Consider the following 26,706-nt stretch of genomic DNA (forward strand, 5'->3'; position numbering starts at 1 on the left):
GTTTCTTCCGCGCCCGTCTTTGTCACTTTGGGGCGGCCGTTTTGCAGCCAGGGCGTTATCTCGGCGGGAATATCGCGCAGGAAATACGGCGGTTTCAGCTTGTGCAGATAGGGGTTGAGTACGAAAAAAAACAGCGCGATCAGCACAAGATAAATCCACGCCAGCGTTTTAACATGCCATTTCCAGCCGGGAAACCAGACCGGCGGAAGCATGAGATCCCGTCCGCATTTGCGGCACTGTTTGCCGCCGGAGGTATGTTCGTATCCGCAATCAGGGCATTTCATTTGGCTATCCTTTTCGTCAGTTCGTCTATGGCACTAATAATATTAACCAGTTTTGACACATCCCGCAAGGCGAGCGAGTTCGGCCCGTCCGACAGCGCCTTCGCGGGCTCCGGGTGCGTTTCGAAAAACAGGCCCGCAATTCCCACCGCCGCGGCCGCCCGCGCCAGCGCCGGCGCAAGCGCCGCGTCGCCGCCTGTGGCGTGGCCGAGCCCGCCGGGTTTCTGGACTGAATGCGTGCAGTCGAAAATAACCGGGCAGCCGGTTTCGTTCTTCATTATTTCCAGCCCGCGCATGTCAACCACAAGGTTGCCGTAGCCGAACGAGTTGCCCCGTTCTGTCAGCAGGATTCTGCGGTTGCCCGCGCTGTGCGCTTTTTTCACTATATTCACCGTGTCCCACGGCGAAAGAAACTGGCCTTTTTTTATGTTGACCGCCCGCCCGGTGCGCGCGCAGGCTATAACCAGATCGGTCTGCCGGCACAGAAAAGCCGGAATCTGCAGCATGTCCGCCACTTCGGCCACGGCTTCCGCCTGGCAGGGCTCATGCACGTCAATCACCAGCGGGAGGCGCAGCTCGCTTTTAAGCGCGCCCAGAATACGCAGACCCTCTTTCAGGCCCGGACCGCGATAGGCCGTCACGGAAGTGCGGTTCGCTTTGTCAAACGACGCCTTGAACAGGAATTTCTTCCCTTTCAGCAGCCGTTTAAGCGTTCTGGCCGTTTCAAAAACGATTTCTTCGTTTTCAATAATGCAGTTGCCCGCGATAAAAGCCAGTTCGGTCCGGTTGCCGATTTCAATATCCCGTATTTTCACCGTTGTCTGTTTCATTTTGGCTGTTTCCCTTTTGCGCCCGCCGCCAGAAACGCCTTGAACAGCGGTGAGGGGTTGAGCGGGGTCGAATTAAACTCCGGGTGATACTGCACGCCGATATACCACGGATGGTTTTTATATTCCACCGTTTCCGCCAGCCTGCGCGGCTTGTAATAGCCGGTGACTTTCAGGCCCGCTTTTTCCAGCGCGGGCACGAATTCCGGGTTCACTTCATAGCGGTGACGGTGCCGTTCGGTAACGGCGGGTTTGCCGTAAATCCGCGCGAGCGCGGATCCTTTCGTGAAAGCGGTTTCATAGCCGCCGAGGCGCATGGTGCCGCCTTTGCCTGTCACTTTTTTCTGATCCGCGATCAGGTCAATTACCGGGTATTTGCACCGCGGCATGAATTCCGACGAGTGCGCGTTTTTAATCCCCGCCAGATTGCGCGCCGCCTCTATGACCGCGCACTGCATTCCGAGACAGATTCCGAGAAATGGTTTTCCGCTTTCGCGCGCGTATTGCGCCGTGCGGATTTTGCCTTCGATTCCGCGGTTGCCGAACCCGCCGGGCAGGATTATCCCGTCCGCCTCGGCGAGGCGGCTGAGCAGTTCGGGATCCTCCACGTCCACATAGTCCACCGCCAGTTTCAGGTTGGCCGACATAGCGGCATGCAGCAGCGCTTCCGAAACCGATTTATAGGCGTCTTTCAGGCTGGTGTATTTGCCCGCAATGGCTATCCTGACGGTTTCTCTTGCGGAGGAGGATCGTTTCATGAAGTCCGTCCACTCTTCGAAATTATGGCTTGTCGCCCGGATGCCCAGCAGCATGTGCACCTGCTCGTTCACGCCCTGGCGCTGCAAAGCCTGCGGCACGTCGTAAATTGATTTGGCGTCCGCCGCTTCCAGCACCGCCGTGGCGGGCACGCTGCAAAACAGAGCGATTTTCTGCTTGATGGATTTCTCGAGCGGCCGGTCGGTGCGGCAGATGATCATGTTCGGGTCTATCCCGATTTCGCGCAGCTTGTGCACGGAATGCTGGGTGGGCTTGGTTTTCAGTTCGTCAGCCGCCGGAATGTAGGGCACCAGCGTGACGTGAATGTACATCACGTCCTGCGGGCCGTATTCCAGCTTCATCTGGCGCGCGGCTTCCAGAAAGGGCAGGCTTTCAATATCGCCAACCGTGCCGCCGATTTCAATAATCACGACATCCGCTTTTTTCTCGAACGCCTTGAACCGCCGCTTGATCTCGTCGGTGACGTGCGGGATTACCTGCACCGTCGCTCCGAGATATTCCCCTTTGCGCTCGCGTTCGATAACGCTTTTGTAAACGTTGCCCGCCGTGATGATGTTGTCGTGCGACATGCGGGTTTCCAGAAACCGTTCGTACGAGCCGAGATCCAGATCGGTTTCCGCGCCGTCTTCCGTCACAAACACTTCGCCGTGCTGGTAAGGGTTCATTGTGCCGGCGTCCACGTTGATGTAGGGATCGCACTTGATCATGGTCACTTTCAGCCCGCTGTACTGCAGCAGCTTGCCGATTGACGCGCCGGTAATGCCCTTGCCCAGCGAACTGACCACTCCGCCCGTTACGAAAATATATTTGCTCATCTATGCACCTGTGTACGCCGCTAATGGATTTCAAGGTGCCGCTGCGCGGCGGCAAGATCGCTCCCGGTGTCTATTGCCGGAGGGACTGACGCCACCATCGCGCACCTTATAACCATGCCCGCTTCAAGCGCGCGCAGCTGTTCAAGCCGTTCCAGCTGCTCCAGCGCGGAGGGGGGGAGCTTCACAAAACGTTCAAGACTGGCCCGGCGGTACCCGTAAATTCCGCAATGCAGAAAGTACGGCACCCGCTCGCGCAGGGGCGACAGTTCGTGGCGGTACGGAGCCGCGCTGCGGGTAAAGTAAAGGGCGCGTTTGCCGTCGCGGTTTTCAAGCGGGGCCGCCAGCACGGCCTTCACCGCGTTCGGGTCGTCAGGATTCCGGTCGGGCGGAAAGGGCGCGGCGGCGGTGGAAATATCGGCGTCCCGCCAGTCGCGCAGCACGGCGGCGGTTTTACGGATTGTTTCCGGGCTGATAAGCGGTTCGTCGCCCTGCACGTTTATTATGATTTGTTCGGCCCGGTTTTTCGCGGCCAGCCAGACCCGGTCGGTGCCGGACTGGCAGTCCGCCGGCGTCATGACCGACCTGCCGCCGCATTGCGCCACCGCCTTCACAATGTCTTCGTGGTCGGTGGCCACCAGCACCTCGCCTATGCCCGCACCCGCGCACGCTTGATAAGTGCGCGCGATTACGGGCTTTCCGCCCAGATCGGCCAGCATTTTCGCCGGCAGCCGGGTGGAACCGTATCGCGCGGGAATTATGATCAGTATATCGCTCATCTTATCGCCCTCGCGAGTTCTTCGGGCGTTACCGTCGCGGTGCCCAGCTTGCCCACCACCACGCCGGCGGCGTAGTTGGAAAGCATCGCCGCTTCCTTGAGCGTCGCTCCGGCGGCAAGCGAAAGCGCGAGCACGGAAATTACCGTGTCGCCCGCGCCGGTAACGTCATAAACCTCGCGCGCCACCGTGCCGGTGTGCGAAATCTCCACCTGGTTGCCGTTTTCAAAAAGCGTCATGCCGCCGGCGCCCTGGGTGATCAGAAGCGATTGCGCGTTCAGAGCCTCCAGAATTGTTCCGCCCAGCGCTTCGAGCTCTTTCTGCGAGCCGGTTACCGGTACGCCCATGCCCTCGCACGCTTCTTTGGTGTTGGGCGTCATGCAGGTTATGTTGCGGTATTTTTTAAAATGGCCCACCTTCGGATCCACGCAGACGGGCACGCCGTGCCTGCGGCAGAGTTTGATGGCGGCTTCGATAGTGGTGTCGTTGAGGACTCCCTTGCCGTAGTCCGACAGAATAACCGCGCCGGCATTTTTTATCGCGCTTTCCATGTTGCGGATGCATTCCTGCGCGAGTTCCGGCCCGAGCGGATCGGTGGCTTCGCGGTCAAACCGCACCACCTGCTGGTGTTCGGCGATAACGCGCACCTTTTCGGTGGTGGGGCGGCGGCCGTCGCGCACGACCAATGCGGTGTGAATGCCGCGCCGGCCGATCCCGTCAAGCAGTTTCTCGCCGGCGATATCGTTGCCGACCACCGAAAGCAGCGTCACATCGCCGCCCAGCCGCGCCATGTTGGCGGCCACGTTGCCCGCGCCGCCCGGCAGGTACGCTTCCTCGCGCACATGCACGACCGGCACCGGCGCCTCCGGCGAAATGCGGCTGACGGAGCCGCGCACGAAATGGTCAATCATTATATCGCCGAAAACTATCACTTTGCGGTTTTTAAACTGCGAAACCAGCGTTTTCAATCGGTTCTTGTCAGTGTTTTTCATAGTTCGTTCAGGGCTGAGTGTCCGAATATTCCTCTAGTTCGGCCGATACATGCCCGATGAAAACTTCCGCCTCCATCTTTACGGGAATGTGCCGGCTGTCGGCGGTCATCCATACTTTAAGGCTTTTGCCCTTCTGCACGAACAGCCCTTTGTCGCGCAGGGTCGGTTCCACCACGAAACAGTCGAACTTGCCCGCGCCTACCTTTACCGTTTCGCGCCGCGGATAAACCGTAACGTAAAGCGGCCAGTTCTTGCTGGAATTTACGTCTATCGAAAACTGTTTCCCGGGTTCCAGCGGCTGGGTGCGGACGAAATACAGCGCGGAAAAAATGTCCTGCACCGGGCCGGGAATGGAACCGGCGATATTTTCCAGCACGTCGCCGTTGGTTTTCTGGATGCCGGCAAAGGTTTTTTTCGCATAGTCAAACAGAACCCACTCGTCCCAGAAATAATTGCCTTCGCGGATTATCTTGGCGTAGCCCTTCGAGTGCAGGCCGGCGGCCGTTATCCAGGTCTGGTTCTTGTCGCGCACTTTGAAAAACGCGTCAATAACCGCGGCGGATTTAGCGGTTGATACGATGTGGCAGCATGGCTCGCCGTCAATGGCTACCACGTCTTCGGTCCATATTTCCGCGCGGCCCACGGTGATAAAGCTCCAGGTCAGATCGAATTTCATGCGCTCGCCCAGCCAGTTTGCCGCGCGCGAGCCGGCCGGCAGCGCAGCGGCCGGAGCGGTATCCATCGGCACGGGCAGAGCCGTGCGCGGCGGCCGGGGCGGAGTTTTTACCGCTTTCACGCGCGGCGGATTGAAGTCGGCTCCCGCAAACGCCAGCGTTCCTCCAAGCAGCGCCAGCGCGGACAAAGCCAAAGTACGCGTTTTCATTTAAAGCCCCATGTGCAGTTTCACGGCCACGAATAGCGCCACGCACAGAAAACCAAGCACGGTCTGGTATTCGCGGTTGTAGTTTGCCTGTCTGATTGTGAATCTGTTGGATGACAGCGCCTCGCCCCACGCGCCCAGTTTCGGCAGATAACGCGGCACGGCGGCGCAGTATTGCTCGTAATCCGCGGCGAACAGGTTTTTAAGGTGTATTTCCTCCGCTTCAACCTGCATCCGGTACACAAACTTAAAGCCCAGCAAAACCGCCAGTATCAGCGCGGTCGTCCGCACCGGATAGGCGGGGTTGATGCATGCCACGGAAAAGCCCAGCGCCATGATAAATGAACCCAGGTAGAGCGGGTTGCGGGTCATTTTGTAAGGACCGCAGGTGGCGAGCTTTTTATCCTTGTACAGGTTCCCCGCCGACCACAACCGCAGCGCTTCTCCCAGCGCGCCCAGCGCCATGCCGGCGGCGAACAGATCCCAGCAGTATGGTTTTGCTATGGCAAGCAGCAGCAGCGTGACTATTTGGGATATCTTAATTCTGTATTTCATGTTTGGTTATCCATTCGGCCGCGGACAGGATGTCCCGGGCGATTATCTCCGTTGTAAGTTCGTTTCCATGCTTTTGCAGCTGTTGCCGCCCGTTGCCGGTTCTGACGAAAATGGCGGTAACGCCCAGCGCCCGTCCGAATTCCAGGTCAGACAGTTTGTCGCCCACCATATAGCACAGCTTCGGGTTCAGCCCGTATTTTTCGATAAACCGCAGTCCCATATACGGCAGCGGCTTGCGGCAGACGCAATGCTCGGCGGGCGCGTGCGGGCAGTAGGCGATATCGGTTATAATCACGCCCTCCTGCTCCAGCAGCCCGGTCATGCGTTTGTTTATCGCGCGGGCCGTTTCGTCGGTATAATATCCGCGCCCTATGCCCGACTGGTTTGACACCACAAACAGCTTAAACCCCGCCTGCGCCAGTATCCGCAGCGCCTGCGGCGTGTGTTTGTAAAGCCGCAGATCCTGCGGACGCGCCAGATAATGGCCGGGCCTGTCGTGAATAAGTGTGCCGTCCCGATCCAGAAACACGCCTTTAGCGCGGTTGTCAGACAAGTTTGTTCTCCGGTTTCGCGAACCGCCGGGGATCGTTCTCCCGTTTCCAGCGGTTATGGGACCAAAGCCACATGCCGGGATTGGCCCGTATCCATCCCTCCGTTATTTTGTTAAGCAGTCTGACGGTTTCCAGTACGCCTTCCTCCGTGTAATGCTCCGGCGGAAGAACCGGGTCTTCAAACCGCGCCACAATCACTCCTTTTTCATCCCGCAGGACGTGCAGCGGAAAAACCGGGGTATGCGTTTTCAAAGAAAGCAGGGCAGTTAGCGGACTGACCGCGCAGATCCGCCCGAAAAAAGGCATGAACAGTTCGCCGGCCGGCATGTTCTGATCCGACGCGATGATGATGGCTTTGCCGCGCTTTATGGTTTTGACGCAGCTGAAGAACGGATTGCGGTGCCCTATCAGTTCGCCGCCGAATTTCATGCGGCGGGCGCGCACGAGCGCGTCCACATAAGGGTTGCGGGTGATGCGGGTAAGCGCCACAGTGTCATAACCCGACGCTGTCAGCGCGAGCCCCGCCGCCTCCCAATTGGTGAAATGGCCGATATGCACGATCGCGCCTTTGCCGGAGTCAAGCCGGGCTTTGAACAACCCGTCGTTTTCCACCCGGCAATGCTCGAACAGGTAGGCGCGGTCATGGTCGGTGAGTTTGATGAATTCCGCCGCTATCCGGCCGATGTTGCCCCAGCAGGCCCGGGCGATCGCGGTAATTTCCCCGGCCGGTTTTTCGGGAAAAACTTTTGTCAGGTTATCTATGGTGATGCGGTACCGCCTGGTCGGCAGGAACGAAAACAGCCGTCCCAGTATCCGGCCCCGCGCGCAGGCCACGCGCCAGGGCAGCAGCCGAAACAGCAGCAGGCCCCACACAAGCGGCAGGTACTCCAGATAATATGCCAGCCTGCGTGTAACGGGTATGGCCGGGGTCGTTGCGGTCGGTTCGCTCATTGCAATGAATACATTATACTATTTTGCCGACGTTCCGGGCGGCGAAACAGGAGCAGAACGCCGCTCAACCGCATCGTTTTACTGATTTCTGGCCAGTTTCGGATAGAGTGCGTTGAGCCAGGCCTGTTCGGCTTTCACTCCGCCCGTTATGTTAAGGCTTATGGACAGCAGATAGACATGATCGGCGAATATTTCGCGCCAGCCGTCGGGAAATTTGGTGAAGTCCTTGTAAGTGGTGATGATCGGCAGGCCGCCGCGCAGAGATTGCACGGACTGAAGATCTTCAAGCCGGTACGGGTGGTGGTCGGGATAGCGCCATTTCTGCTTGAGGTCAAAACCCATATCGAACAGCGTTTCCTCGAAACTCCCGGGATCGCCGATCGCGGAAAACGCGGCCGCGTTGCCGTGCAGGGTTCCCAGCGGAACCACCTCGCCCGTGCAGATGTTGAACAGGTGCTCCGGCTGGTGGGTGGTTTCAATGACCTGCAGAGCCGGATTATATTCGTGGATCTCGCGCCGGATATCGTCTAACTGCACCACGTCGGCCAGATTGGCGTGGGTTATAACCGCCAGCCGGGCGCGTTTGAGCGCGCTTTTGGGTTCGCGCAGTGTGCCGAGCGGCAGGAGCGCGTCGCCTCCGAATGGATTTTTCGCGTCTATCAGAACGATATCGCTGTCGCGTTCCAGTTTGAAGTGCTGGAACCCGTCATCAAGCACGATCACCTGGCTTCTGAAGCGTTTTACGGCGGTCTGCGCGGCTTTTACACGGTTGGCGCAGACAATGACCGGCACGTCGTGGTCTTTTAACGAGCGCGAAAGCATGTACGGCTCGTCGCCGGCCGATACCCACGAGCCGGGTGTGGTGTTTGAAAGCACCACCATATCGTCAGGATCGGCCTGCCTGCGGTAACCTCTTGAGATGATCGCCACCCGTACGCCCGCTTTCGCCAGCTGGCGCGCGGCGAGCATGACGGCGGTTGTTTTTCCGGTGCCTCCGGTGGTCAGGTTGCCGATGCAGACAATCCGCGTATTGACCTTTGTCACTTTCAAAAAACCGAAATCGTACAGCGCCTGGCGTATGAAAACGATCAGCCTGTAAAAAAGCGAAATAATCCAGAGTGCCGCGATGCCTAAAGCGTTTCTGTGCAGTTTTTTGTGCAGTTTTTTAAGATCCATGGCCTATATATTATTAAAGATGACAGGGCGTTGGCAACTGAAGTTGCGGCGGGGCGGGCCTTGTCCCGCGGGTTTAATGCGAGCCGGGAAATGCGTCAGAATGCGGTGTTGTTTTGTTTGCCGGCAACCAGTTTCAGCAGTTCGGCTGTTTTCGCGGCGACTGCCTGCGGAGGCAGGTTTTTCAGGCAGGCCAGGCTGTCGCAGTCGTTGCGCCTGCAGTACAGGCAGGCCGGGCGCGGATTGCTTATGTAAATATGCGCTGGCGGGGTGTGCGGCAGCGGCCCGTAATATTCGGACACGGAGCGCTCGGGCGCGCCCGTGGCGGGGGAGGGCGGCGTCCAGTTGCGCGGATCGCTGGAGGCGTGTATCGTCAGCGTTGACACTCCGGTCGCCACGGCGATGTGTTTCGGCCCGTTGCAGTTGGCCAGCAGCGCGCTGAAACGTGACACAAGGCCGGTGAGGCTGGCCAGATTTTTTGTTTCAGGCGACAGTATCGCGCACCCGTCCGCCATATCCGTGATTTTCCGCGCGATTTCCAGTTCGCCCGGCCCCCACAATACCACCGATTTGATGCCTGTCGCCTGATATACCAGTTTCAGCGTTTCGGCAAACAATTCCGGCGGGTACTGGCGGGTTATGCGGCGCGAAACCGGCGCGGCTCCCAAAACGGGTGTGCCTGCCAGCCCGTTCGCCGCCAGAAAAACGTCCGCCGCTTTAACGGCGTGAAGATCTGGCCGGAGAACCGGCAGGAGCCGCTCCCGGTCGGGTTTCACGCCGAACGGAGCGAGCATCAGTATTTTTTCAAGCGGAGCGTAGGCGGGTTCCGCGCCCCGTTTCATTTCCACGTTGTACAGAAAACTCCAGAACACGTCTTTCGCGCCGGCCCGCACCCGCGCGCCGCTCGCCGCGGCCAGCGCGATCGAACGCGGGTTGCCCAGATAATCTATCACCCAGTCATACCGGCGGCGGCGGATCTCGCGCAGCCAGAAAAACTGTTTTTTGTGATCATAGACAAGCAGTTCGTTTATGTCGGGACTGTTTTTGAATAATATGTCCGCCGGAGGTTCGGCCAGAAAATCCACCCGCGCTCCGGGGAAAGCCCGTTTGAGCGCGGAGATGGCGGGCAGCGTCAGCAGATTGTCGCCGATCCGCCGCAGCTGGATTACCAGTATTTTTCCGGGCGCGCGCATGATTTCAGAACCGCGATTTCCCACGCGTGACCGCGAGCGCGAAATCAAGCATGGTATCGTCGCCGCGGATGAACAGGCGGCGGATGGTGCCGTCGGCCGGTTTCCAGTGCCACGGCAGCAAGCCCTGTTTTACGCTGAAATCGAACCGGTAGCCGGCGTCAAGCGCGAATTTGCGGATCTGCGGATCAAACGCGCCCGCCCCGTACGGATACGCGAACGCGGGTATTTCCCGGCCCAGTTTTTCCTCAAGCTGTTTCTTGCTTTCGCGGATTTCCCATTCGGCGGTATTGCTGTCTATGAGCGGCAGGCTGGCGTGGTTCATCGTATGCGACCCGACATCGAACACGCCGCTGGCGAGCATTTCCCCGATCTGCTCCCAGGTAAGCATTTCGATCCACGCTTCGCTCGCCGGATCGTGCCACAGGTTGCTTTTCCCTACAGTGTTATGCACCAGAAAAATATTGCCTTTGGCGTTGCGTTCCTTTAAAACGGGATAAGCGTGCCGGTAATTGTTTTTGTAGCCGTCGTCAAAGGTTATCAGCACGGGTTTTTCGGGCAGTTCGGCCTCGCCTTTTACCGCGCGGTCAAGGTCGGCGAAATGGATGGGCGTATATCCCTTTTTTAACAGCCAGTCAACCTGCCGCGCGAATCTGTCAGGCGAAACCCACAGTTTTTTCAGTTGCGAATTGGCCGGCGCGATGCCTATTTTGTGGTACATCAGCACCGGGATGCCGTCCAGTTTTTTCCGCCACCAGTTCCAGCGCGCGCTAAAACCCGCCGCCGCGAGCGCGGTTACAGCCAGTATCCACACTGTCATTTGTCAGCCTCCCGTTGCAACTGCCAGAGCTTGGCGTATTTCACGAACACATAAAACGCCGACACGGCGCTCCACACAAGCCCCGCGAACCCGTCCAGAAACCCCAGCCGCAGAATATAGCGTTTGGCGAATTCATAGGGCACGGCCGCCGCCTTGAATACGGAAAACCGTTTGCCGGACCGGTGCATCTTGACTGCGGCGAAAGTGGTGTAGCGGTTGAATTTCTCGAAATATTCTTCAAGCGTGGGGTAGGAATTGTGAATGATGCGGTTTTCCAGCTCGCCGGTAGCGCCGGCCACTTCAATTCCTTCGTGCACAAGCCCGCCGCTGAATGACGCTTTGTCCCGCCTGAACAGGCGGATATGTTTCTCGCTGCCGAGCCCGCCGTATTTAAGCCGCCTGCCCAGAAAATGGTTTTCATACGGAATGCTGTAGGCGTCGCATTCCGGTCCGCCCGCGCTGAAAAGGTTTTCAATCTCGGCACGCAGGGCGGGCGATAGCCGTTCGTCGGGGTCGAGATGCAGGATCCAGCTGTTGGAGGCCCTGCCGAGCGCGCGGTTCTTCTGCGCGGCGTAGCCGTCGAACTCATGCTCCGACACCGTCGCGCCGAGCGATCTCGCGATCGCGATTGTTTCGTCGGACGAGCCGCTGTCCACCAGCACTATTTCTTCCGCCAGTCCGCGCGCGCTTTCAACGCAGCCCGGCAAATCGTGCGCTTCGTTGCGCGCTATCATGGCAAGTGTAATTGGCGGCATCAGGCGATCACCTTCCTGTAGAAATTTTCGGACGCGGCGGCGAAGGTTTCCGGGGTGAAGCGTTCTTCGTAATAAGCCCGGCCGCTCCGGCCCGCCTCCGCAAGTTTTTGCGGAGCGGACAGGTATCCGCTGATTTTTCCGGCGAGTGCGTCAGGCTCTCCGGGCGGAACCAGCGCGCCGGTCAGGCCGTCGCGCACCAGATCCGCCAGCCCGCCCACGTCGGAAGCTATTACCGGCCGCGCCCTGCTCATCCACTCAAGCGCGACGCGCGAAACCGCTTCTGATCCGGCTGACGGCACAATGCCCAGCGCGCACCCGTCCATGAACCTGAACACGTCGCCGAGCCGGCCGTAAAACTCGATGCTGTTTTCAATACCCAGCCCGGCCGCCATTTTTTTAAGGCCGTCGGCCGTCACATTCCTGTCCTCGCCCGCGACAAGAAGCCGCGCGCCGGGGTGCCGCGCGAGCACCTGCGCCATTGCTTCGAGCGCGACGGTGTGGCCTTTTACCGGGTCCAGCCGGCCTACAAGTCCTATTTTCAGGCCCTGCGCCGGCACGGGCGGGGTTTGCGGCGTGAAAATACCCTGCGGTATCAGTTCCGCTTTTATACCGCCGCCAAAAACGGCGGCAAACCGGTTCATGATCCGGCTGTTGGCGGCGATGAACCCCGCCGTCCGGTTCCACAGCAGGCCCGAAAACGGCTTGCGCCGCAACTCGCGTGCGTCGGCTCGGGTGCGGATGACCGCGGTTCCCGGCAGGCCCGCCGCCGCAAGCATTACCGAGTGGCTGTGCGCCGAGCCCGTGTGAGCGTTGATAATTTCCGGCTTTATCGCCCGCAGCTGCTGAAGCAGCCGGAAAAAACCGCCCGCGCTTTTTTCAGCCGCCAGCACCGGCAGACCGAACTGTTCCGCCCGTTTGCGGGCGTAGCCGTCCGGCGCGGCCATGAAATAGCAGGCGTGCCCGCGTGCGGCAAGCGCCCGCGCCAGAGTAAGCGCGTATTCGGTAAGCCCGGAATCCCAGCTCTCGTCTGCGTATTGGATTATTTTCATCTTTTCCCGGCGCCTTCCAGCTGCTGAAGCACCGCCGGCAGCGCGTGAACCGGCGCAATCAGCCGCATGGCGTTTTGATCGGATCCTTCCCGGGCGCAAAACTCGTCCCACTCTTTTCTGTCCGGCATGAGCGTGTCGCTTTTGCCGCCGTAAGGGCCCCATCTGACCGGCAGGCATCCCGCAAGCGGCGGGAAGAAAGCCACAACCGGCACGCCCAGCGCGACCGCCAGATGCAGCGGGCCGGTAGAATTGGCGGCCATTACCGCCGCTTTTGAAACAAGCGCGCAGTATTTTTCAAGCGGCAGGTCATGGCGCATTAGGTGGATGCCCGGTTCCGGCTTTATGTTTCTTGCCAGAGCCGCCAGTTCGGCGCCCGAACCGGTGAACAGAATATGGAGGTCGGGGCGCGCTTTGCGCAGCAGAAGGGCCAGCTCCGCGAAATTCTGAAGCGGCCAGTCGCGCGCCGAGCCGCGCGAGCCGGGATGCAGAAACACCGTGTCCGAGGCCGGCGCAATGCCGAATTCCGACGTCAGATACTGCTCGGCCCAGATGCGCTGCGGCGGCGGACAGAAAATGACCGGCGGTATTTTCTGAAACTCCACTCCCAGCGGCGCCAGCAGCGCGGTGTTGTAATCCGCTTCATGCCGCTTGCCGCGCGACCGGTTCTGAAAAACCGGGCGCGTAAGCAGCAGCGACCAGATTTTGGAGGCTGGGCCGATCCGCCGGGGAATCCGCGCCAGAAACACGGTCAGCGCGCTGGGCCGGTCAACAAAAAACAGCACGGCTGCGTGAAACTTTTTTTCACGCAGCAGGCGCGCGGTCTTGAGCACGCCGTCAAATTCGATAACTTCGTTCAGATCCGGATTGTTGCGGACCGCGCCCGCCGTATAGGGGCGCACCAGCAGCGCTATATGCGCCGCCGGATATTTCCGGCGCAGAAGCGCGAGCGCGGGGGTGGTGAGCACCACATCACCGATCCGGTCGGTGCGGACCAGCAGAATCCGTTTCTGGGCGGTCATATCCTATTGATTATATTATTTTTAGAGCGGTCCATAATCTGGCTTTTTCTGATCAGCCGGCCGGATACGGCAACTGGGAAAAGCGGCCCGGATAATTTGACGCGTAAACGGATAAAGTGCGATACTTTCAGCATATGCGTTCCTTGAGCGTGATTATCCCCAATTATAACGGCGAAAAACTGCTGCGCGAGTTTCTTCCGTCGGTGCTGGCCGCGCTGGACAATTATTCCGGGCCGAAAGAGCTTGTTCTGGCCGACGACTGCTCGACCGACCCGGGCGTCGCTACCGCCGCCATGCTCGCCGCCGGGCGGGACTGGGTGCGAATCGTTTCCGCCGGGCGAAACGGCGGGTTCTCCGCGGCCTGCAACATGGGCGCGGCTTCCGCGGGTCACGAAATACTTTTCTTTCTTAACAACGATGTGCGGCTGGAACCCGACTATTTTTCGGGATTTTCCGGCTATTTCGACGACGAAACGGTGTTCGCCGTCGCGCCCTGCGGGTTCAGCTGGCACGACAGGAAACAGATTGACGGGGTGAAAACCGTAAGCTGGTCCGGCGGATTTTTGCGGTTTACCGGCAATATTTACAACGCCGCGCTTAAACCGGGCGGTCCGTATCTGTCTTTTTCGGTGCAGGGCGCGTATTTCTTCGCCGACCGCGCGAAATTTTTCCTGCTGGGCGGGTTCGACGAGCTTTATTCGCCCTACATCATGGAAGAAACCGATCTCGCCTACCGCGCGCTTAAACGCGGCTGGAAAATCGTTTACGGACGGGATTTCAAGGGATATCACCGGGTGGGTTCGTCCATCCAGTCGAAAACTTCCCGCACGACACAGGTTATTTCGGCCCGGAACAGGCTGGTCTTCACATGGAAAAACATTCACAGCGCGCCGATGCTGGCGTGGCATTTTGTCTGTCTGGGAGTGCGGCTGCTGGGTTTGTCGGCCGTCCAGTGGCGCGGGTTTTTTGCCGCGCTTGCCATGCTCGGGCCCATACGCCGGGCCCGCGCGGCGGCACGGGCGCAGGCTGGCACGGACGATCGCGCCCTGCTTGATTTTTATCTGCCTTATTTTGCCGCGCTCCGATCCGGAATGCTATAATAGAATGCTAATCAATGATGACCAAGGAGATTATTGTGAAAAAACTGATTGCTGTGGCCATGCTGGCGCTGGGTGGAGTGTCGTCCGTTTTTGCGGCGGATTCCAGTTGGATCAAGGTGTCGCTTTTTGACCAGATCGCTTATCCGAAAGTGAACGCTGTTCAGGGTGTGGAACTGGGGCTGATATATTCAAATACTCCCAAGATTCAGGGCGTGCAGTATAATTTCATATACGCCAAAACGCTGGATTTGACCGGTGTTCAGATGGCGGTTGTCAATTCCGCTGATAAAATGCAGGGGTTGCAGTGGGGCTTGGTCAATCTTAACAAGGAAAATGAAGGCGTGCAGTTTGGCGGTGTGAACCTCGGCAAGAAATCGCAGGGATTGCAGTGGGGTCTTGTAAACGGCAACGAAACAATGACCGGTGTTCAGCTGGGTTTTGTGAACTATTCCAGGTCCTTCAGCGGATTGCAGTTCGGGCTGGTGAATTACACCAATACGCTTGAAAGCGGGCTTCAGCTGGGAATTCTCAATATCATCACCGAATCGAAACTGCCGTTCATGGTAATCGCCAACGCGCGGTTTTAAGATACAAATCTGTTAACGCGTCAAACGCGCCTCGGGTTAACCCGAGGCGCGTTTTTTTCAATACGCCCGAAAAAATTCCCGGTTTGCCGATGGCGCTAACAGCCTGAGCCCGGCCGTGCGGGTGTCATGCGGGATTCCATACCGCGAAAAAGGCTGATGTGTTTTTTTAGAGCTAATTAGAATTTCGTGTGGGTTTTTAAAGAGGTTTCTCGACGAGAAACCCCTTCAGGTTAAGGTTTTATACCTTAACTTAATGAAAAAAGCATTGTAAAAATACCGCTTTATCACTGGGGCAAAGCTTCATCTGGCAAACAACGTTGGATATGTCCACATTGTTCAACAACCCAAAGTTTTAGAGCTCATTTCTCAAACCGGTATCTGTATCAGACGAAAAGATGTCTTGACGGGGGTGCCTGTGGCCTGCCGGCAATCAATATGATTTGACGGCGTGCCTGTGGCCTGCCGGCAATCAATATGATTTGACGGCGTGCCTGTGGGTGGAAACACGCACATTGGTTTCCGGCTTGCGGCGCGAGCAGGCTTGGCAAGGGACGCAATGTTTTGAATTTTATTGTTGCCTGCCGCCCAGTCATACCGGCGGCGGATTGTTTGCCGTGCATCGGGCGGATGACGGGCTGAGTGTTTAAAAATCCGTTAAAAGTCCAGCGGATCCAGCGGATTGCCGGCGCTGTCGGTAAACTCTAGTTTCGGCGCTTGTTTGTCCGACTCTTCGGGGCCGGGTTTGTCAGTAATTTCCGGCGCGGGATTTTCGTTGCGTCCGGTAACTTCCTGAACTGGCTGCTGATCGGCCGGCCCGTCCTGCATGTCCTGCAAATCCGGCAGATCGGTTTTGCTGATCGCTCCGGCGATGAGCAGTGTTTCATCCGGCCCGCCGTCCTGCTCGGGAACGGGTTCCTGCGGCGGAGTGATCGGGGTGCGTTTTTCGGTTTTTGGGGATTTGAAAATCCCGAACAGGCCTTTTTTCGGGCTGGTTTCTTCCGTTTCCTCGGCGCCGGTAATGCGCGCCGTTTCTTCAGCCAGCGGGATCGGATTTTGCCAGGTGATTATTTCCGGCACGGGAACGGCCGCGGGTTTTTTCTCGGGCTGCGGTTTGTGCGGCGCGGCGGGCTCGTCCCAAACGGGCCGGGCCGGTTTGACGTCATCGGGTTCAGGTGCGGTTTCCGGAACTGCCGGGTCCGGCTCCGCCTGTTCGAATATTTTATTCATTTCCGAGAGCGGCGGGTCTATTGGCTCCGCCTCGGGATTTTGCCAGATGACAGGCTCGGGGCCGCTGTTCTGCGTCTCCGGCTGGCTTAAACTTTTTTCCCATTTTTCCAGTTCGTCTTCGCTGACCAGCGGCCCGTCCGTCCTGCGGCCGTGTTTTGCCTGCTGTTCTTCTCCCGGTCTGGCGGCGCTGGCGGATCTGCCGGGTTTGTCAGCTTCTGATGCGCTGTCTTTCTGTTTCTGCGCCGGTTCGGTCTCCGGCACGCCGAACAGGTTTGTTTTCGGCTGTTCTTCCATGCCGGAATTGCCTTCGAAAATAACGGTGTTGCGTTTGGGCACAGGCACCAGTTTCACCGTTGTTTTAAAGTTTTGCGGGCGCGGGCTGGGGGGCGTGTCGTTCGTGCCGTCAAAATATTTGGGCCCGGAGGATTTTCTCTCCGTTTTTTTCGGAGGAGGCGCGTATTCCGGCTCGGGCGAATACTTAACTCTTGCGGGGTTCGGAGCCTGTTCCGCGGATCTGGACACCGGACGCTCGGCCAGCGGCTTCACGGGTTGTTTCTCAATCTGTTTTTGCGGCGACGCGGTTTTTGCGGCCGGAGCGATGGCGGCGGAGTGCGCCGCCGGCCGCACCGTGACTTGGGAATTCATATCAAAGCGTTTGCCGGTAAGCATTTCGTAGCTGCTGGCAAACACTTCGGAAGCGGTTATAAGCCGCATGCACAGGAAATGCTCGCGCGGACAGGTGTTGCCGCCGTGCAGCGTGCATGGCCGGCAGGCCAGATCCTTTTCTATCACGCGGTGCCCGGACCCGTAGGGGAAGAAGCCGAGTTCCCTGGTGGTCGGCCCGAAAATACCCACGGTCGGCACGTTAAACGCCGTGGCAATATGCATGGGCCCGGAATCATTGGTAATGAAAAGCCGCAATCTGGTCATCAGCGCCATCAGTTCCGGCAGATCGGTTTTGCCGGTCCAGTTTATCGCGTCGGTGCGGGAAAGCCGGCAGATCTGCTCGCCCAGTTCGTAATCCCCTTTGCCGCCTACGAGCACCGCGCGCGCGTGCAGCGTTTTGTAAAGCAGCCGGATGACCATCGCAAACCGTTCCGGCGGCCAGCGTTTGGTGAACCAGGCCGAGCCGGGGTGAATGCCGATAAGCGGGCGATCCGGGCGGCAGCCCAGCCGTTCGAGCCGGCTGTTGATTTCCGCGCGGATCTTTTCGTTTTCACGGAAAGAAACGGGCGCCGGCGTTATGTCGGCCGGTGAAATTGCGTTTAGCAGGGAAAGATTGCGTTCCGTATCGTGCAGCAGCCAGGAAAACGGAACCAGCCGGTTATAAAGCAATTTTCCCGCGCTCGACGAAAACCCCACCCGCACCGGCGCGCCGCTCAGCCACGCTATAAGCGCGCTCCGGAATGACCGGTGCGGCACTATTATCACATCGAACCGGCGGCTTCTCAGCGCTTTTGTCATCTTGCGGATGCCGTTTAACAGGCCGGTGCTGTGTTTGTCGTCAATGATAATCAGGCTGATTTCGCGGAGCGGCTTGAAAATATCCACCGTTTCGGGCCGGGTGACCAGCGTTATCTCGGCGTTGGGGAACAGTTCCGCGGTTTTTCTGATCAGCGGGGCGGTCAGCACCGCGTCGCCCAGAAACGCGGTCTGGTAGATGCAGATCTTCGAGGCGTTTTGCGGCTGGCCAGCGGAATCTTTTTTGTAATAATTCCAGTCAACCAGTTTCAGGTCACGGTATTTTATCGGGATGTCCCACGGCTTGAGCGCGTCGAGATACCGGTCCAGCACATGCCGCTGCAGGCAGGGGCTGGGGATCCCGAATTTCACGAACATCCGCCTTTCAATGGAGTCTTTGCTGTAGCGGGATTTGTATGGAATCGTTGTCAGGGCGCTTATGATGAAGGTTCGCAGATTGGCGTGCAGATCCAGAAAATGGGTTATATTGAGCTGCCGGATTATGCCGAGCGTGTGCCAGATGCTTCGGAACGGGATAACCCTGTCCACATGCGGGTTGCCCGCCAGTGCCGCCGCGAACTGGGGCTTCACCAGTACGTTGATTTCGCAGCGCGGCCATTTCTCTTTTATATTGCGGTAAACGGGCGACGTTAAAATAATATCGCCAAGCGAAGACAGCCGCACCACCAGAATGTGCGGAGTATAATTCAAGTCGGGAGATCCTTTGGCGTCGTTCATTTGAACAAGCTGTCCGGCAAAGCATCCAGCGTGCGGTTCGTAGCGCCTTTGTATGACAGAGCCGTTTCACGCGCGCGGCGACCCAGTTCGGCAATGCGCCCGGGCTTATTAAGTAATTGTATCAAACTGGAGGCGAAATTTTCGACCGTAACCGGCAGCCCGCCTCCGTTCGCCGCGAGTTTCGCCGCAGTTTCGGGCGTGTTGCCCGTGTGCGGGCCGAAAAGCACCGGCTTGCCGGCAATGGCCGCTTCCAGCAGATTGTGCCCGCCGCGCGGCGCTATCGTGCCGCCCACAAAGCAGGCTGTGCCGGCGCCGTAGAAAGAGGTGAGCCAGCCCATCGTGTCGGCTACAAGCACCTGCGTGCCGGCCGCAGGCTGGAGAGCCTGCGCGTCCCGCTGTGTCAGCCGCGCCGTGGCGAGGCCCGCTTTGCGGAAAATGGAGCAGACCTGTTCCGCGCGTTCAAGGTGGCGCGGCGCGGCGATTACGCGGTAATCATGAATTGTGTCCGAAATTTCCGCGAAAGTCCGGGCGAGCAGCTCTTCCTCGGCCGGATGAGTGCTGCCGCAAACCAGAATTTTTTTGCCCGTCCATCCGAGCGCGTCCGTCAGAGCCGCCACCTGCGCGGTTCTGGTGGCGGATTCGTCCAGCCGGTCGTACTTTATATTGCCGGTGACGGTAATCCGGTTTTTCGGCAGCCCGAGTTTTTCATAGCGCGCCGCGATTTCCTCCGTCTGCAGGCAGGCAGTTCGCACGCCTTTGAACGCCAGCCGCATCATCGGCTTGACAAGCGAATAGGTAAACAGGCTTTTTGCGGAAAGCCGGCCGTTTATTATGCACGTTTCGACTCCGGCCATGCGGCAGGCGGTAAGCATGTTGGGCCAGAGTTCGGTTTCAATGAGTATCAGGCTGGACGGCTTGAAGAGCTTTATGAAACGCGTGACCAGCGGATAAAAATCAAGCGGCGCGAGCACGGCTTTTGAAATGCATGGGTTTTTCCGCGCCTCCGCCCTGCCCGCCGCCGTGGACGTGGTAAGCAAAATCGCGCGGCCGGGATATTTCTCTTTAAGTGCGGCGGTCAGGCCCGAGATGGATTTCACTTCGCCTACGCTGGCCGCATGAATCCAGACCGGGCGCACGGGCAGATCCGCGGCGCCGCCGTAACACACAAACCGTTGCGCCAGCTCGCTGGCGAGCCGGCCGAGCAGGCCTCTGCGCGGAGTAAGGAAAAAATAAACCAGATAGCCCGCCGCTATGAATGGAAACAGCAGGTTTCCCGCAATGAGAAGAAAAACGCCGGTCATTGCGCGGCAAGCCGGTCGGCTTTATCGGTTGCCCGGTCCAGCGCCAGCTTGATCCGGGCTGCGGCCGACTCGGCTGTTTCGTCTTCCCCGACCGTGATCGGCGCGCCTTCCACTACCGCCGCGCGCGAAAAAGGGAGAGGCAGTTCGAACCGGTCCCAGGAATTGAAAACCATTTTACGGCTGTTGCCGCAGGCCAGCGGCACTATCGGCAGGCCGGTTTTCCGGGCGAGGAAAATAACGCCCTGCTGAACCGTCCGGCGCGGGCCTCTCGGCCCGTCCGGCGTTATTACCGGGCAGAACCCTTCCCCGATTTTCCCCAGCAGTCCCAGCAGCGCTTTTGTGCCGCCCCGGCTGGTTGAGCCGCGCACGGCCGACAGGCCGGCGCGCATCAGCACTCTGGCGATATATTCGCCGTCTTTGCTCATGCTTACCAGCGCGCAGATCCGCCGGCGCCGGTGCGTATAAATAAGGAAGGCCTGCTTGCAGTGCCAGATGGCGAAGATATAGTTTTTCCCGCGGCGTTCCAGTTCCTCGACCGCCGGATCTTTTATCCAGCTTATGCGCGAAGTCCTGCCGGTACACAGTAAAAAAAAGTAACCGGCCCAGCCCGCGGCACGGTGCAGCCACGTGACTTTTCCTGCCGGAGTTGTGGATGACGAGGAAGACATTTTAGCGGGTTTTTGCCTTGCGGCGGGGTTCCCAGGGCATCAGAAATACTGCGGAAAGTTTGTTGGTGATCTGTCCGTCGGCGTCAAGTGTCACGTCAATTTTTCCGGCGTTCAGCTCTTTAAGGATTTCGGGCAACGCTTTCGCCGCCGTCGCGCAGTCCACAGCCGAGCCTTTGCGGTTGAAACGCAGATCCGGCACCTTCATTTCGTAGTGCTCTGTCATCTGCGGCGAAAAAAGTATTTCCGGCGTGCCCGGTTCGAAATTCTCCGCTTCCGCCTCGGATTTTATCAGATCCGCAACAAAATCGAACGCCGTTTCAAGAAATTCGTAAACCGCCAGCGCGCCCGCTTCGCGCAGCGGGATTTCCGCATAAGACGCTATTTTGCGGTACGGGTTTTCGCCAAGCGTCACCGCCGCCGCGCTGAACATTCTGGCGGGCGGCAGGCCGGTAAGATCTAGCGCCGCATAGGATTTGTCGAACGAGTTGTACACCACGCCGGCCTGAAGTTCGCTGGCCAGCCCGAAAATGAATTCATACAGCGCGCCCGTGTCAGCCAGTCCCGCCGCCGGCAAGGCGAGCTGCGCCTTGCCGATGCGGCGGGCTATTTCCTTATGATGAACCGGTATTTTAAAGCGCCGTATCTTTTTCACTTTATCTTCTGCGCCTGCTGCTTTTCTTGCTGGCGCGGAGTTTGTTGCCTGCCGCGGGGGGCGCGGTGTTGGCGTCGGCCGCAATTTTCGCGAACGCGGGTTTCTTTTCCGTGAGCTGCGCGGAATTTGAAGCGGAGTTGTTTTTCGAGCCTTCAACGAACTGGTACAGCAGCGTAGTGGCGATGGTCACGGTCGAGTAAACTCCGCAGATGACGCCTACCAGCATGGCGAACGCGAAGTCGTTAAGAACCGGCCCGCCCAGAAAATACAGTATTATGGACGCCAGAAAGACGGTTAGAGTCGTGATGACTGTCCGCGACATCGTTTCGTTCACGCTGAGGTTGATAAGGTCGTACAGTTTGATGCGCGGATTAAGATGCATATTTTCGCGCATCCGGTCGAAAATAACGATGGTATCGTTAATCGAGTAGCCGGCGATAGTCAGCAGCGCGGCCACGGTTATCAGGTTGATTTCCCGGCCGGTTATCGCCAGCGCGCCTACTACGATGAGAATATCGTGGAACTGGCCCAGCACGCCCATTACGCCCCAGATGGGGTTGCTGAAGCGGAAAGCCACATAGATGATGATGCCGAACAGCGACAGCACCATCGCCCAGATGGCTTTTTTAGACAGATCCCGTCCCACCGCAGGGCCCACATACTCGACCCGGCCTACCGAATAACCGGCCGACACGGTGTCCAGCGCGCTTTTTATTCTGTTGCCGATTTCATTTACGTTATCCTGACTGCCTTTTACGCGGATAGCGTAGGACGAGCCGCCGGAATAAGTCTGGATTTCCGGGGTGATGCCGGCTTTTTCAAGCGCGGTGCGGATCGTGCCGATATCGGTCGGCTGCCTGAAATCCACCTGCAGCATGGTTCCGCCGGAGAAATCCAGCCCGTAATTAAAACCCTTCACCGCTATGGTAAGGATGCTTCCCAATACCAGCAGGCCGGATATGGCGAAGAAAGTGAATCTGTTTTTTACAAAGTCGAAGTTTGTTTTCGGAATGAGGCAGATCATATGCTTAACTCCTTGGGGTTGCTGTTCAGCCACAGCTCATATATGGCCCTGGAAACAAACACCGATGTGAATACGCCGATCAGCAGGCCCAGCGTAAGCGTTACGGCGAAGCCTTTGACCGGGCCCGACCCGAACTGGAAGAGAAATACCGCCGCGATCCAGGTGGTGAGGTTGGAATCCAGAATCGCGCTCCAGGCCTTGTCATAGCCTAAGGGAATGCACATCACAAGCGGCTTGCCGGCATGGATTTCCTCGCGGATGCGTTCAAGAATAAGCACGTTGGCATCCACTGCCATCGCCAGCGACAGGATCATGCCGGCAATGCCCGGCAGCGTGAGCGTGGCTGAAAAATACGCCATTGTCGCTATCAGAAACACGAAGTTGAGCGAGAGAGCGATGTCGGCGATGAAGCCGGACGTTCTGTAGTAAACAATCATGAACAGCACTATCAGTATGAAGCCGAGCAGACAGGCGTTAAGGCCCGCTTTGATCGAGTCTTCTCCGACGCCGGGCCCGACCGTGCGTTTTTCAATGATCCGCACGGGCGCGGGCAGCGCGCCGGCGCGCAGGATAATGGCGAGGTTTTTGGCTTCCTCTATGCTGAAGTTGCCTTCGATGATGCCCGAACCGCCCGAAATTCTGCTTTTGATCACCGGCGCGGAGTGCACCACCCCGTCAAGCACGATCGCCAGGTATTTGCCGATATGGCTGCCGGTGTATTCCGAGAACAGTTTTCCGCCGTCCTTGTCGAACGTGAAGGAAATATAAGGATAGCCGTATTGTCCGCCGGTCTGCACCTTGGCGTCTTTCAGATACGCGCCGGTGACAATGACCGACGACTCCACCACATAATACTTCGCTTCCTTGCCTTTGAGCACTTCGGCGCCAGCGGGCAGTTCCTTGGCGATTACCGGGTTAAGCGAACCGTCCTGCAGGAAAGGCTCGTCGGCTTCGCTTATCATGCTGAGCACTTTTTCCGCCGCGGGTGAAGTGTCAACGGTTTTGAATTCCAGCATCGCTGTTTTGCCGATAAGCTCTTCCGCGGTATCGGTGTTGGCGATGCCGGGCAGCTGCACGGAAATCCAGCGCTCGCCTTGCCGGGCGATCGGGGTTTCCGCCACGCCGTACTGGTCAATGCGGTTGCGCAGTATTTCTATGGCGCGCTGGAGCGCGTCCTGCGTTTTCTCGGTCTTGTCAAGTTTCGACACGTCGAGCTCCAGCAACAGATAACTGCCGCCGCGCAGATCCAGCCCCAGATTCAAAATCCGTTTCGGGCGGCTGCGTTCGGCTTCCAGCCGGGTTCGCTCCGTTTGCGGCATGCTGTACCAGTTGTAGGTGGGGTACAGCAGCCATGCTGACAGAATCAGCAGTGCGAAAATAGTGATCCATTTCCACATCAGTTTTTTTGGCATGGGGGGCTAGGCTCCTTTCGGGGGTTGTGCGGAAGTATCCTTTATTATTGCGGCCACCGCCGTGCGCTGAATGGTCAGCTTTACCTTTTCCGCGACGCGCACGATAACTTCGGTTTCCTGCACGGCGTCCACAACGCCGTGCACGCCGCCGGTGGTTATTATCTTATCGCCCTGCGCCAGTTCCGCCAGCATTTTCTGCCGTTGTTTTTCCTGCTGCTGCTGAGGGCGTATTATAAGAAAGTAAAATATGACTATTACAAGAACTATAGGAAACATATTAGTGATAAAAGAAGGTCCTTCAGGTGTCATCGAGTCCTCCAGCGTTTAATTTATGCTGAATTGTAACATATTAGGCGCCGCCCGCAAAAGCGTTAAAGTTAACCCGCATTTCCCGTTTTGTGTTTGCGGCCTGCATGCGGCATTGAAAATGAAAAAAGTTGCGGAAATATTGCCGATTTACAAAAACAGAGGTTTATGATAAAATTTATTTGGGTACGGTAAGTGCCAAGGATCGCGAAACATTGGCAGAGCATGCGTTCAGACGATCCCGTAAGCGACGGTAAAACGCGTTTACATCCCAGGAAAGAGATGGTGCAGACGATGTCCAGAATAATGTTATCCGTTGCAGTTCTTATCGCAACAATGGGTAACGCCCAGGCTGCGGTTTCCGCTTTAGAGCAGTTGAAAGCCGCAGTTCCTGCCTCGAAACAATGCGTTAGCAGTGAAATCAAGGTTCAGGTTCCGCAGACGGTGGAAAAAACTGCGGATTCACGCCGTGTTTCCGCGTCCGAGGGCATGCCCGCGGAATTTGCGGTTAGCGCCGAAACGTTCTTCCCTATCAAGGGGCATGTTTCGATGGTGTACGAGTATACCACCAGCGATCAGGATAAAAGCGAAATTGTCGAAGTCGTATTCGATGCGGTGAACCATAATTCCGGGGAGGTCGCGGTTTCGGCCAGAGTGAGCCGTCCGTCTGACAGCACTTCGGTTCCGACTTCGTTTTTAGCAAAGCGCACTGCGCTCGGCGTATTCTCCTATGATTTTATCCGCCGGTCAAACCGCATGGAATTTCCGTCGGATCTGCAGCCCGGGGCGGAATGGAATTCCAACGTCGGGATAGAGCGCATAGAAACGCTGCGCGGCTGGGTGGTGGTGCCCGCCGGAAAGTTTACTTCGTGCCTTAAAGTGGTTACCCGGATAGGCGGCGGCGATCTGGGCACCGCGGTGCGTTATTACGCGCCGGGCGCGGGGCTTGTGTTTGAGGAAATCCGGGCGGAGGACGTGCAGTCCCAGCTGAGGCTTGTTTCAATAACGCGGAATTAGTTTTTTCGCTGAAGAATTGCAGCCCAAACCTGTTTAACGGGTTTGGGCTTTTTTACGGAGGCTGCTGCCGGATGAATATTTTTTCCGTGGTTATTTTTGCGGCGATAATAGGCGGTTTTGTTCTGGGAACCGCGGTGAACATGCTCAATGTGCGCGCCATGCGCCCGGAGCTGCCCGAGGAGTTTTCCGGCTGGTACTCGCCGCAGAAGTATGCCCGGTCTCAAAACTATCTGCGGGACAATACGCGGTTTGCCCTGTTCGGCTCGGCGATTGACCTGTTCCTTCTGGCGCTGTTTGTTTTTGCAGGCACTTTCAACGGGCTGGACCGGCTGGCGCGCTCGGCGGGGCTGGGCGAGATCTGGTCCGGCGTGTTTTTTGCCGCGCTTCTGCTGCTGCTTTTAAAGCTGGTTGGTATTGCGCGGGCCGCATACGGCACGTTCGTTATCGAAGAAAAATACGGTTTCAACCGCACGACCGTAAAAACTTTTATTCAGGATATGCTGAAAGGTTTTGCGTTGAGCGTTGTTATGGGCGGGGCGATTATAGCGGGCGTGATCTGGTTTTTTAGCCGGTTCGGAACTTACGCTTTTGTGTATGCCTGGGCGGGGATTACGGTTTTTCAGCTTTGCGTGGCGTATCTGACGCCCGTTCTTGTGATGCCGCTGTTCAATAAATATGTGCCGCTTGAGGAGGGGCCGCTCAAAGCTGAAATCACGGCTTATGCCGCCCGGCAGGGTTTTAAAATTCAGGGCGTGTTTACTATGGACGGCAGCCGCCGGTCCAGCAAGTCAAACGCGTTTTTTACTGGTTTTGGCCGGTTCCGCCGGATAGTGCTGTATGACACGCTTGTCGCGGCGATGACAACACCGGAGATCGTGAGCGTGCTTGCCCATGAGATCGGCCACTATAAAAAGAAGCATATAATAAAAGGAATGGCGGCGGGGATTGTGGAAACGGGGCTGATGCTGTTTGTTTTTTCGTTATTTGTAAATAACGCGCAGCTGACACGGGTGTTTGGTTTTGAGCATGGGTCGGTATACGCCAGCCTGATGGCGTTCGGGTTCCTGTATGCGCCGGTTTCGTTTGCGCTGGGAGTGTGCAGGGGCTACCTGTCGCGCAGGAACGAGTACGAAGCGGACCGCTTTGCCGTGGACACTTACCGGCACGGCCGCGATTTTATCTCCGCGCTCAAAAAGCTGTCGGTGGAAAACCTGTCCAATCTTACTCCGCACTGGCTAAAGGTGAAACTGGAATATTCGCATCCGCCCGTGCTGGAGCGGATCGCGGCGGTGAGGGCGGCCGCCGGGATAACAGAGCCCGTGCCACGGGAGCAGGGCGAAAAGAAGCATTAAGCGCCGCAAGGTGTTAGTGCAAATTCCCCCGGGCGGAGGAATGATGCGAACGCCGACAACATAGCCGCATATTTCGTTTCGCCGCAACGCGGCACGGCTGAAAACATTCAACAGCTAAGCGCGGGTTTTAAGCAGGACACCGGGTTTGTTGATACGCTGTGCGCTTCCCGTAAAGTCAATGAAAACCGGCGGATGCTTTTCGTCAGCAATCCGCCGCTGGCCGTGCTCGAAAAAGCCGGGCGGGAAGCGTTTCGCCACCGGCCCGCAGGGGTCTTCAGATGTGTTTATGCGGCCGCCGCGCCGCGCGGGCCTTCATCCGCGGCAATACATGTCAAGCAATCTAAGAATCTTACCATGGGTCTATGGGACTGCGTTCTTAAATTTGGCGCTTTTTCGGACTCTGCCGCCGGTTTGCCAAACGGTAAATTGCCTCCAGTTTTTTCTCTATCGTTT

The 26,706-nt window shown here is 57.8% G+C and carries 27 protein-coding genes; 5 read left to right on the forward strand and 22 right to left on the reverse strand.

Annotation, left to right across the window (positions count from 1 at the left end):
- From PHW69_04580 to PHW69_04650, 15 genes are all read right to left on the reverse strand, one after another.
- Positions 1-284: hypothetical protein (locus PHW69_04580; protein MDD4004462.1), on the reverse strand; the 284-nt coding region annotated here is incomplete at its 3' end.
- Positions 281-1,111 (reverse strand): 3-deoxy-8-phosphooctulonate synthase, encoded by an 831-nt coding sequence (kdsA, locus tag PHW69_04585; protein ID MDD4004463.1) that lies wholly within the window; start codon positions 1,109-1,111, stop codon positions 281-283. The genes PHW69_04580 and kdsA, both read right to left, overlap by 4 nt.
- Complete coding sequence (locus PHW69_04590; protein MDD4004464.1) at positions 1,108-2,700, reverse strand: CTP synthase; 1,593 nt, start codon at positions 2,698-2,700, stop codon at positions 1,108-1,110. The genes kdsA and PHW69_04590 overlap by 4 nt, the downstream gene beginning before the upstream one ends.
- 20 nt (positions 2,701-2,720) lie before the next feature.
- Positions 2,721-3,476 (reverse strand): 3-deoxy-manno-octulosonate cytidylyltransferase, encoded by a 756-nt coding sequence (kdsB, locus tag PHW69_04595; GenBank protein MDD4004465.1) that lies wholly within the window; start codon positions 3,474-3,476, stop codon positions 2,721-2,723.
- Complete coding sequence (gene rfaE1, locus PHW69_04600; GenBank protein ID MDD4004466.1) at positions 3,473-4,465, reverse strand: D-glycero-beta-D-manno-heptose-7-phosphate kinase; 993 nt, start codon at positions 4,463-4,465, stop codon at positions 3,473-3,475. The genes kdsB and rfaE1 overlap by 4 nt, the downstream gene beginning before the upstream one ends.
- A gap of 7 nt (positions 4,466-4,472) precedes the next feature.
- Positions 4,473-5,348 (reverse strand): DUF3108 domain-containing protein, encoded by an 876-nt coding sequence (locus PHW69_04605; protein ID MDD4004467.1) that lies wholly within the window; start codon positions 5,346-5,348, stop codon positions 4,473-4,475.
- Positions 5,349-5,900 carry an isoprenylcysteine carboxylmethyltransferase family protein gene (locus PHW69_04610; GenBank protein ID MDD4004468.1) on the reverse strand — a complete coding sequence of 184 codons (552 nt, stop codon included), beginning with the start codon at positions 5,898-5,900 and terminating at the stop codon, positions 5,349-5,351.
- Entirely contained in the window at positions 5,884-6,453 is a 570-nt protein-coding gene (locus PHW69_04615; protein ID MDD4004469.1) for an HAD family hydrolase, read from the reverse strand. Before PHW69_04615 ends, PHW69_04610 begins: the two co-directional genes overlap by 17 nt.
- Complete coding sequence (locus PHW69_04620) at positions 6,446-7,402, reverse strand: lysophospholipid acyltransferase family protein (GenBank protein MDD4004470.1); 957 nt, start codon at positions 7,400-7,402, stop codon at positions 6,446-6,448. Before PHW69_04620 ends, PHW69_04615 begins: the two co-directional genes overlap by 8 nt.
- Before the next feature lie 78 nt (positions 7,403-7,480).
- Entirely contained in the window at positions 7,481-8,578 is a 1,098-nt protein-coding gene (gene lpxK, locus PHW69_04625; protein ID MDD4004471.1) for a tetraacyldisaccharide 4'-kinase, read from the reverse strand.
- 95 nt (positions 8,579-8,673) lie between these two features.
- Entirely contained in the window at positions 8,674-9,768 is a 1,095-nt protein-coding gene (locus PHW69_04630; protein ID MDD4004472.1) for a glycosyltransferase family 9 protein, read from the reverse strand.
- 4 nt (positions 9,769-9,772) lie between these two features.
- Complete coding sequence (locus tag PHW69_04635; GenBank protein MDD4004473.1) at positions 9,773-10,585, reverse strand: polysaccharide deacetylase family protein; 813 nt, start codon at positions 10,583-10,585, stop codon at positions 9,773-9,775.
- Positions 10,582-11,340 (reverse strand): glycosyltransferase family 2 protein, encoded by a 759-nt coding sequence (locus PHW69_04640; GenBank protein ID MDD4004474.1) that lies wholly within the window; start codon positions 11,338-11,340, stop codon positions 10,582-10,584. Before PHW69_04640 ends, PHW69_04635 begins: the two co-directional genes overlap by 4 nt.
- On the reverse strand, positions 11,340-12,389 hold the full coding sequence (locus tag PHW69_04645; GenBank protein ID MDD4004475.1) for a glycosyltransferase family 4 protein: 1,050 nt from the start codon (positions 12,387-12,389) through the stop codon (positions 11,340-11,342). Before PHW69_04645 ends, PHW69_04640 begins: the two co-directional genes overlap by 1 nt.
- Positions 12,386-13,408 carry a glycosyltransferase family 9 protein gene (locus PHW69_04650; protein ID MDD4004476.1) on the reverse strand — a complete coding sequence of 341 codons (1,023 nt, stop codon included), beginning with the start codon at positions 13,406-13,408 and terminating at the stop codon, positions 12,386-12,388. Before PHW69_04650 ends, PHW69_04645 begins: the two co-directional genes overlap by 4 nt.
- A 134-nt stretch (positions 13,409-13,542) precedes the next feature.
- On the opposite strand from PHW69_04650, the gene PHW69_04655 reads away from it, so the two are divergent.
- Both PHW69_04655 and PHW69_04660 read left to right on the forward strand, forming a co-directional pair.
- Positions 13,543-14,508 carry a glycosyltransferase family 2 protein gene (locus tag PHW69_04655; protein MDD4004477.1) on the forward strand — a complete coding sequence of 322 codons (966 nt, stop codon included), beginning with the start codon at positions 13,543-13,545 and terminating at the stop codon, positions 14,506-14,508.
- Positions 14,509-14,543: 35 nt separating this feature from the next.
- Positions 14,544-15,095, forward strand: coding sequence for a hypothetical protein (locus PHW69_04660; protein MDD4004478.1), 552 nt, complete (start codon positions 14,544-14,546; stop codon positions 15,093-15,095).
- A gap of 654 nt (positions 15,096-15,749) precedes the next feature.
- On the opposite strand, the gene waaF is transcribed toward PHW69_04660, so the two are convergent.
- From waaF to yajC, 7 genes are read right to left on the reverse strand one after another with little or no spacing between them, the layout of a single operon-like run.
- Positions 15,750-18,521 carry a lipopolysaccharide heptosyltransferase II gene (gene waaF, locus PHW69_04665; protein ID MDD4004479.1) on the reverse strand — a complete coding sequence of 924 codons (2,772 nt, stop codon included), beginning with the start codon at positions 18,519-18,521 and terminating at the stop codon, positions 15,750-15,752.
- Positions 18,518-19,822, reverse strand: coding sequence for a glycosyltransferase N-terminal domain-containing protein (locus tag PHW69_04670; GenBank protein MDD4004480.1), 1,305 nt, complete (start codon positions 19,820-19,822; stop codon positions 18,518-18,520). The genes waaF and PHW69_04670 overlap by 4 nt, the downstream gene beginning before the upstream one ends.
- The gene (locus PHW69_04675) at positions 19,819-20,490 is read right to left on the reverse strand and encodes a lysophospholipid acyltransferase family protein (GenBank protein MDD4004481.1); all 672 of its coding nucleotides are present in this window, start codon (positions 20,488-20,490) and stop codon (positions 19,819-19,821) included. Before PHW69_04675 ends, PHW69_04670 begins: the two co-directional genes overlap by 4 nt.
- 1 nt (position 20,491) lies before the next feature.
- Positions 20,492-21,142 (reverse strand): hypothetical protein, encoded by a 651-nt coding sequence (locus PHW69_04680; GenBank protein MDD4004482.1) that lies wholly within the window; start codon positions 21,140-21,142, stop codon positions 20,492-20,494.
- Between the two features lies 1 nt (position 21,143).
- Positions 21,144-22,166 carry a protein translocase subunit SecF gene (gene secF / locus PHW69_04685; protein MDD4004483.1) on the reverse strand — a complete coding sequence of 341 codons (1,023 nt, stop codon included), beginning with the start codon at positions 22,164-22,166 and terminating at the stop codon, positions 21,144-21,146.
- The gene (gene secD, locus PHW69_04690; protein ID MDD4004484.1) at positions 22,163-23,578 is read right to left on the reverse strand and encodes a protein translocase subunit SecD; all 1,416 of its coding nucleotides are present in this window, start codon (positions 23,576-23,578) and stop codon (positions 22,163-22,165) included. Before secD ends, secF begins: the two co-directional genes overlap by 4 nt.
- 6 nt (positions 23,579-23,584) lie before the next feature.
- Positions 23,585-23,887 carry a preprotein translocase subunit YajC gene (gene yajC / locus PHW69_04695; protein ID MDD4004485.1) on the reverse strand — a complete coding sequence of 101 codons (303 nt, stop codon included), beginning with the start codon at positions 23,885-23,887 and terminating at the stop codon, positions 23,585-23,587.
- 486 nt (positions 23,888-24,373) lie between these two features.
- On the opposite strand from yajC, the gene PHW69_04700 reads away from it, so the two are divergent.
- From PHW69_04700 to PHW69_04710, 3 genes are all read left to right on the forward strand, one after another.
- Entirely contained in the window at positions 24,374-24,901 is a 528-nt protein-coding gene (locus PHW69_04700; protein ID MDD4004486.1) for a hypothetical protein, read from the forward strand.
- 71 nt (positions 24,902-24,972) lie between these two features.
- The gene (locus PHW69_04705; protein MDD4004487.1) at positions 24,973-26,253 is read left to right on the forward strand and encodes a M48 family metallopeptidase; all 1,281 of its coding nucleotides are present in this window, start codon (positions 24,973-24,975) and stop codon (positions 26,251-26,253) included.
- A gap of 192 nt (positions 26,254-26,445) precedes the next feature.
- Positions 26,446-26,706: hypothetical protein (locus tag PHW69_04710; protein ID MDD4004488.1), on the forward strand; the 261-nt coding region annotated here is incomplete at its 3' end.

The sequence above is a fragment of the Elusimicrobiaceae bacterium genome (assembly GCA_028700325.1).
Taxonomy (GTDB): domain Bacteria; phylum Elusimicrobiota; class Elusimicrobia; order Elusimicrobiales; family Elusimicrobiaceae; genus JAQVSV01.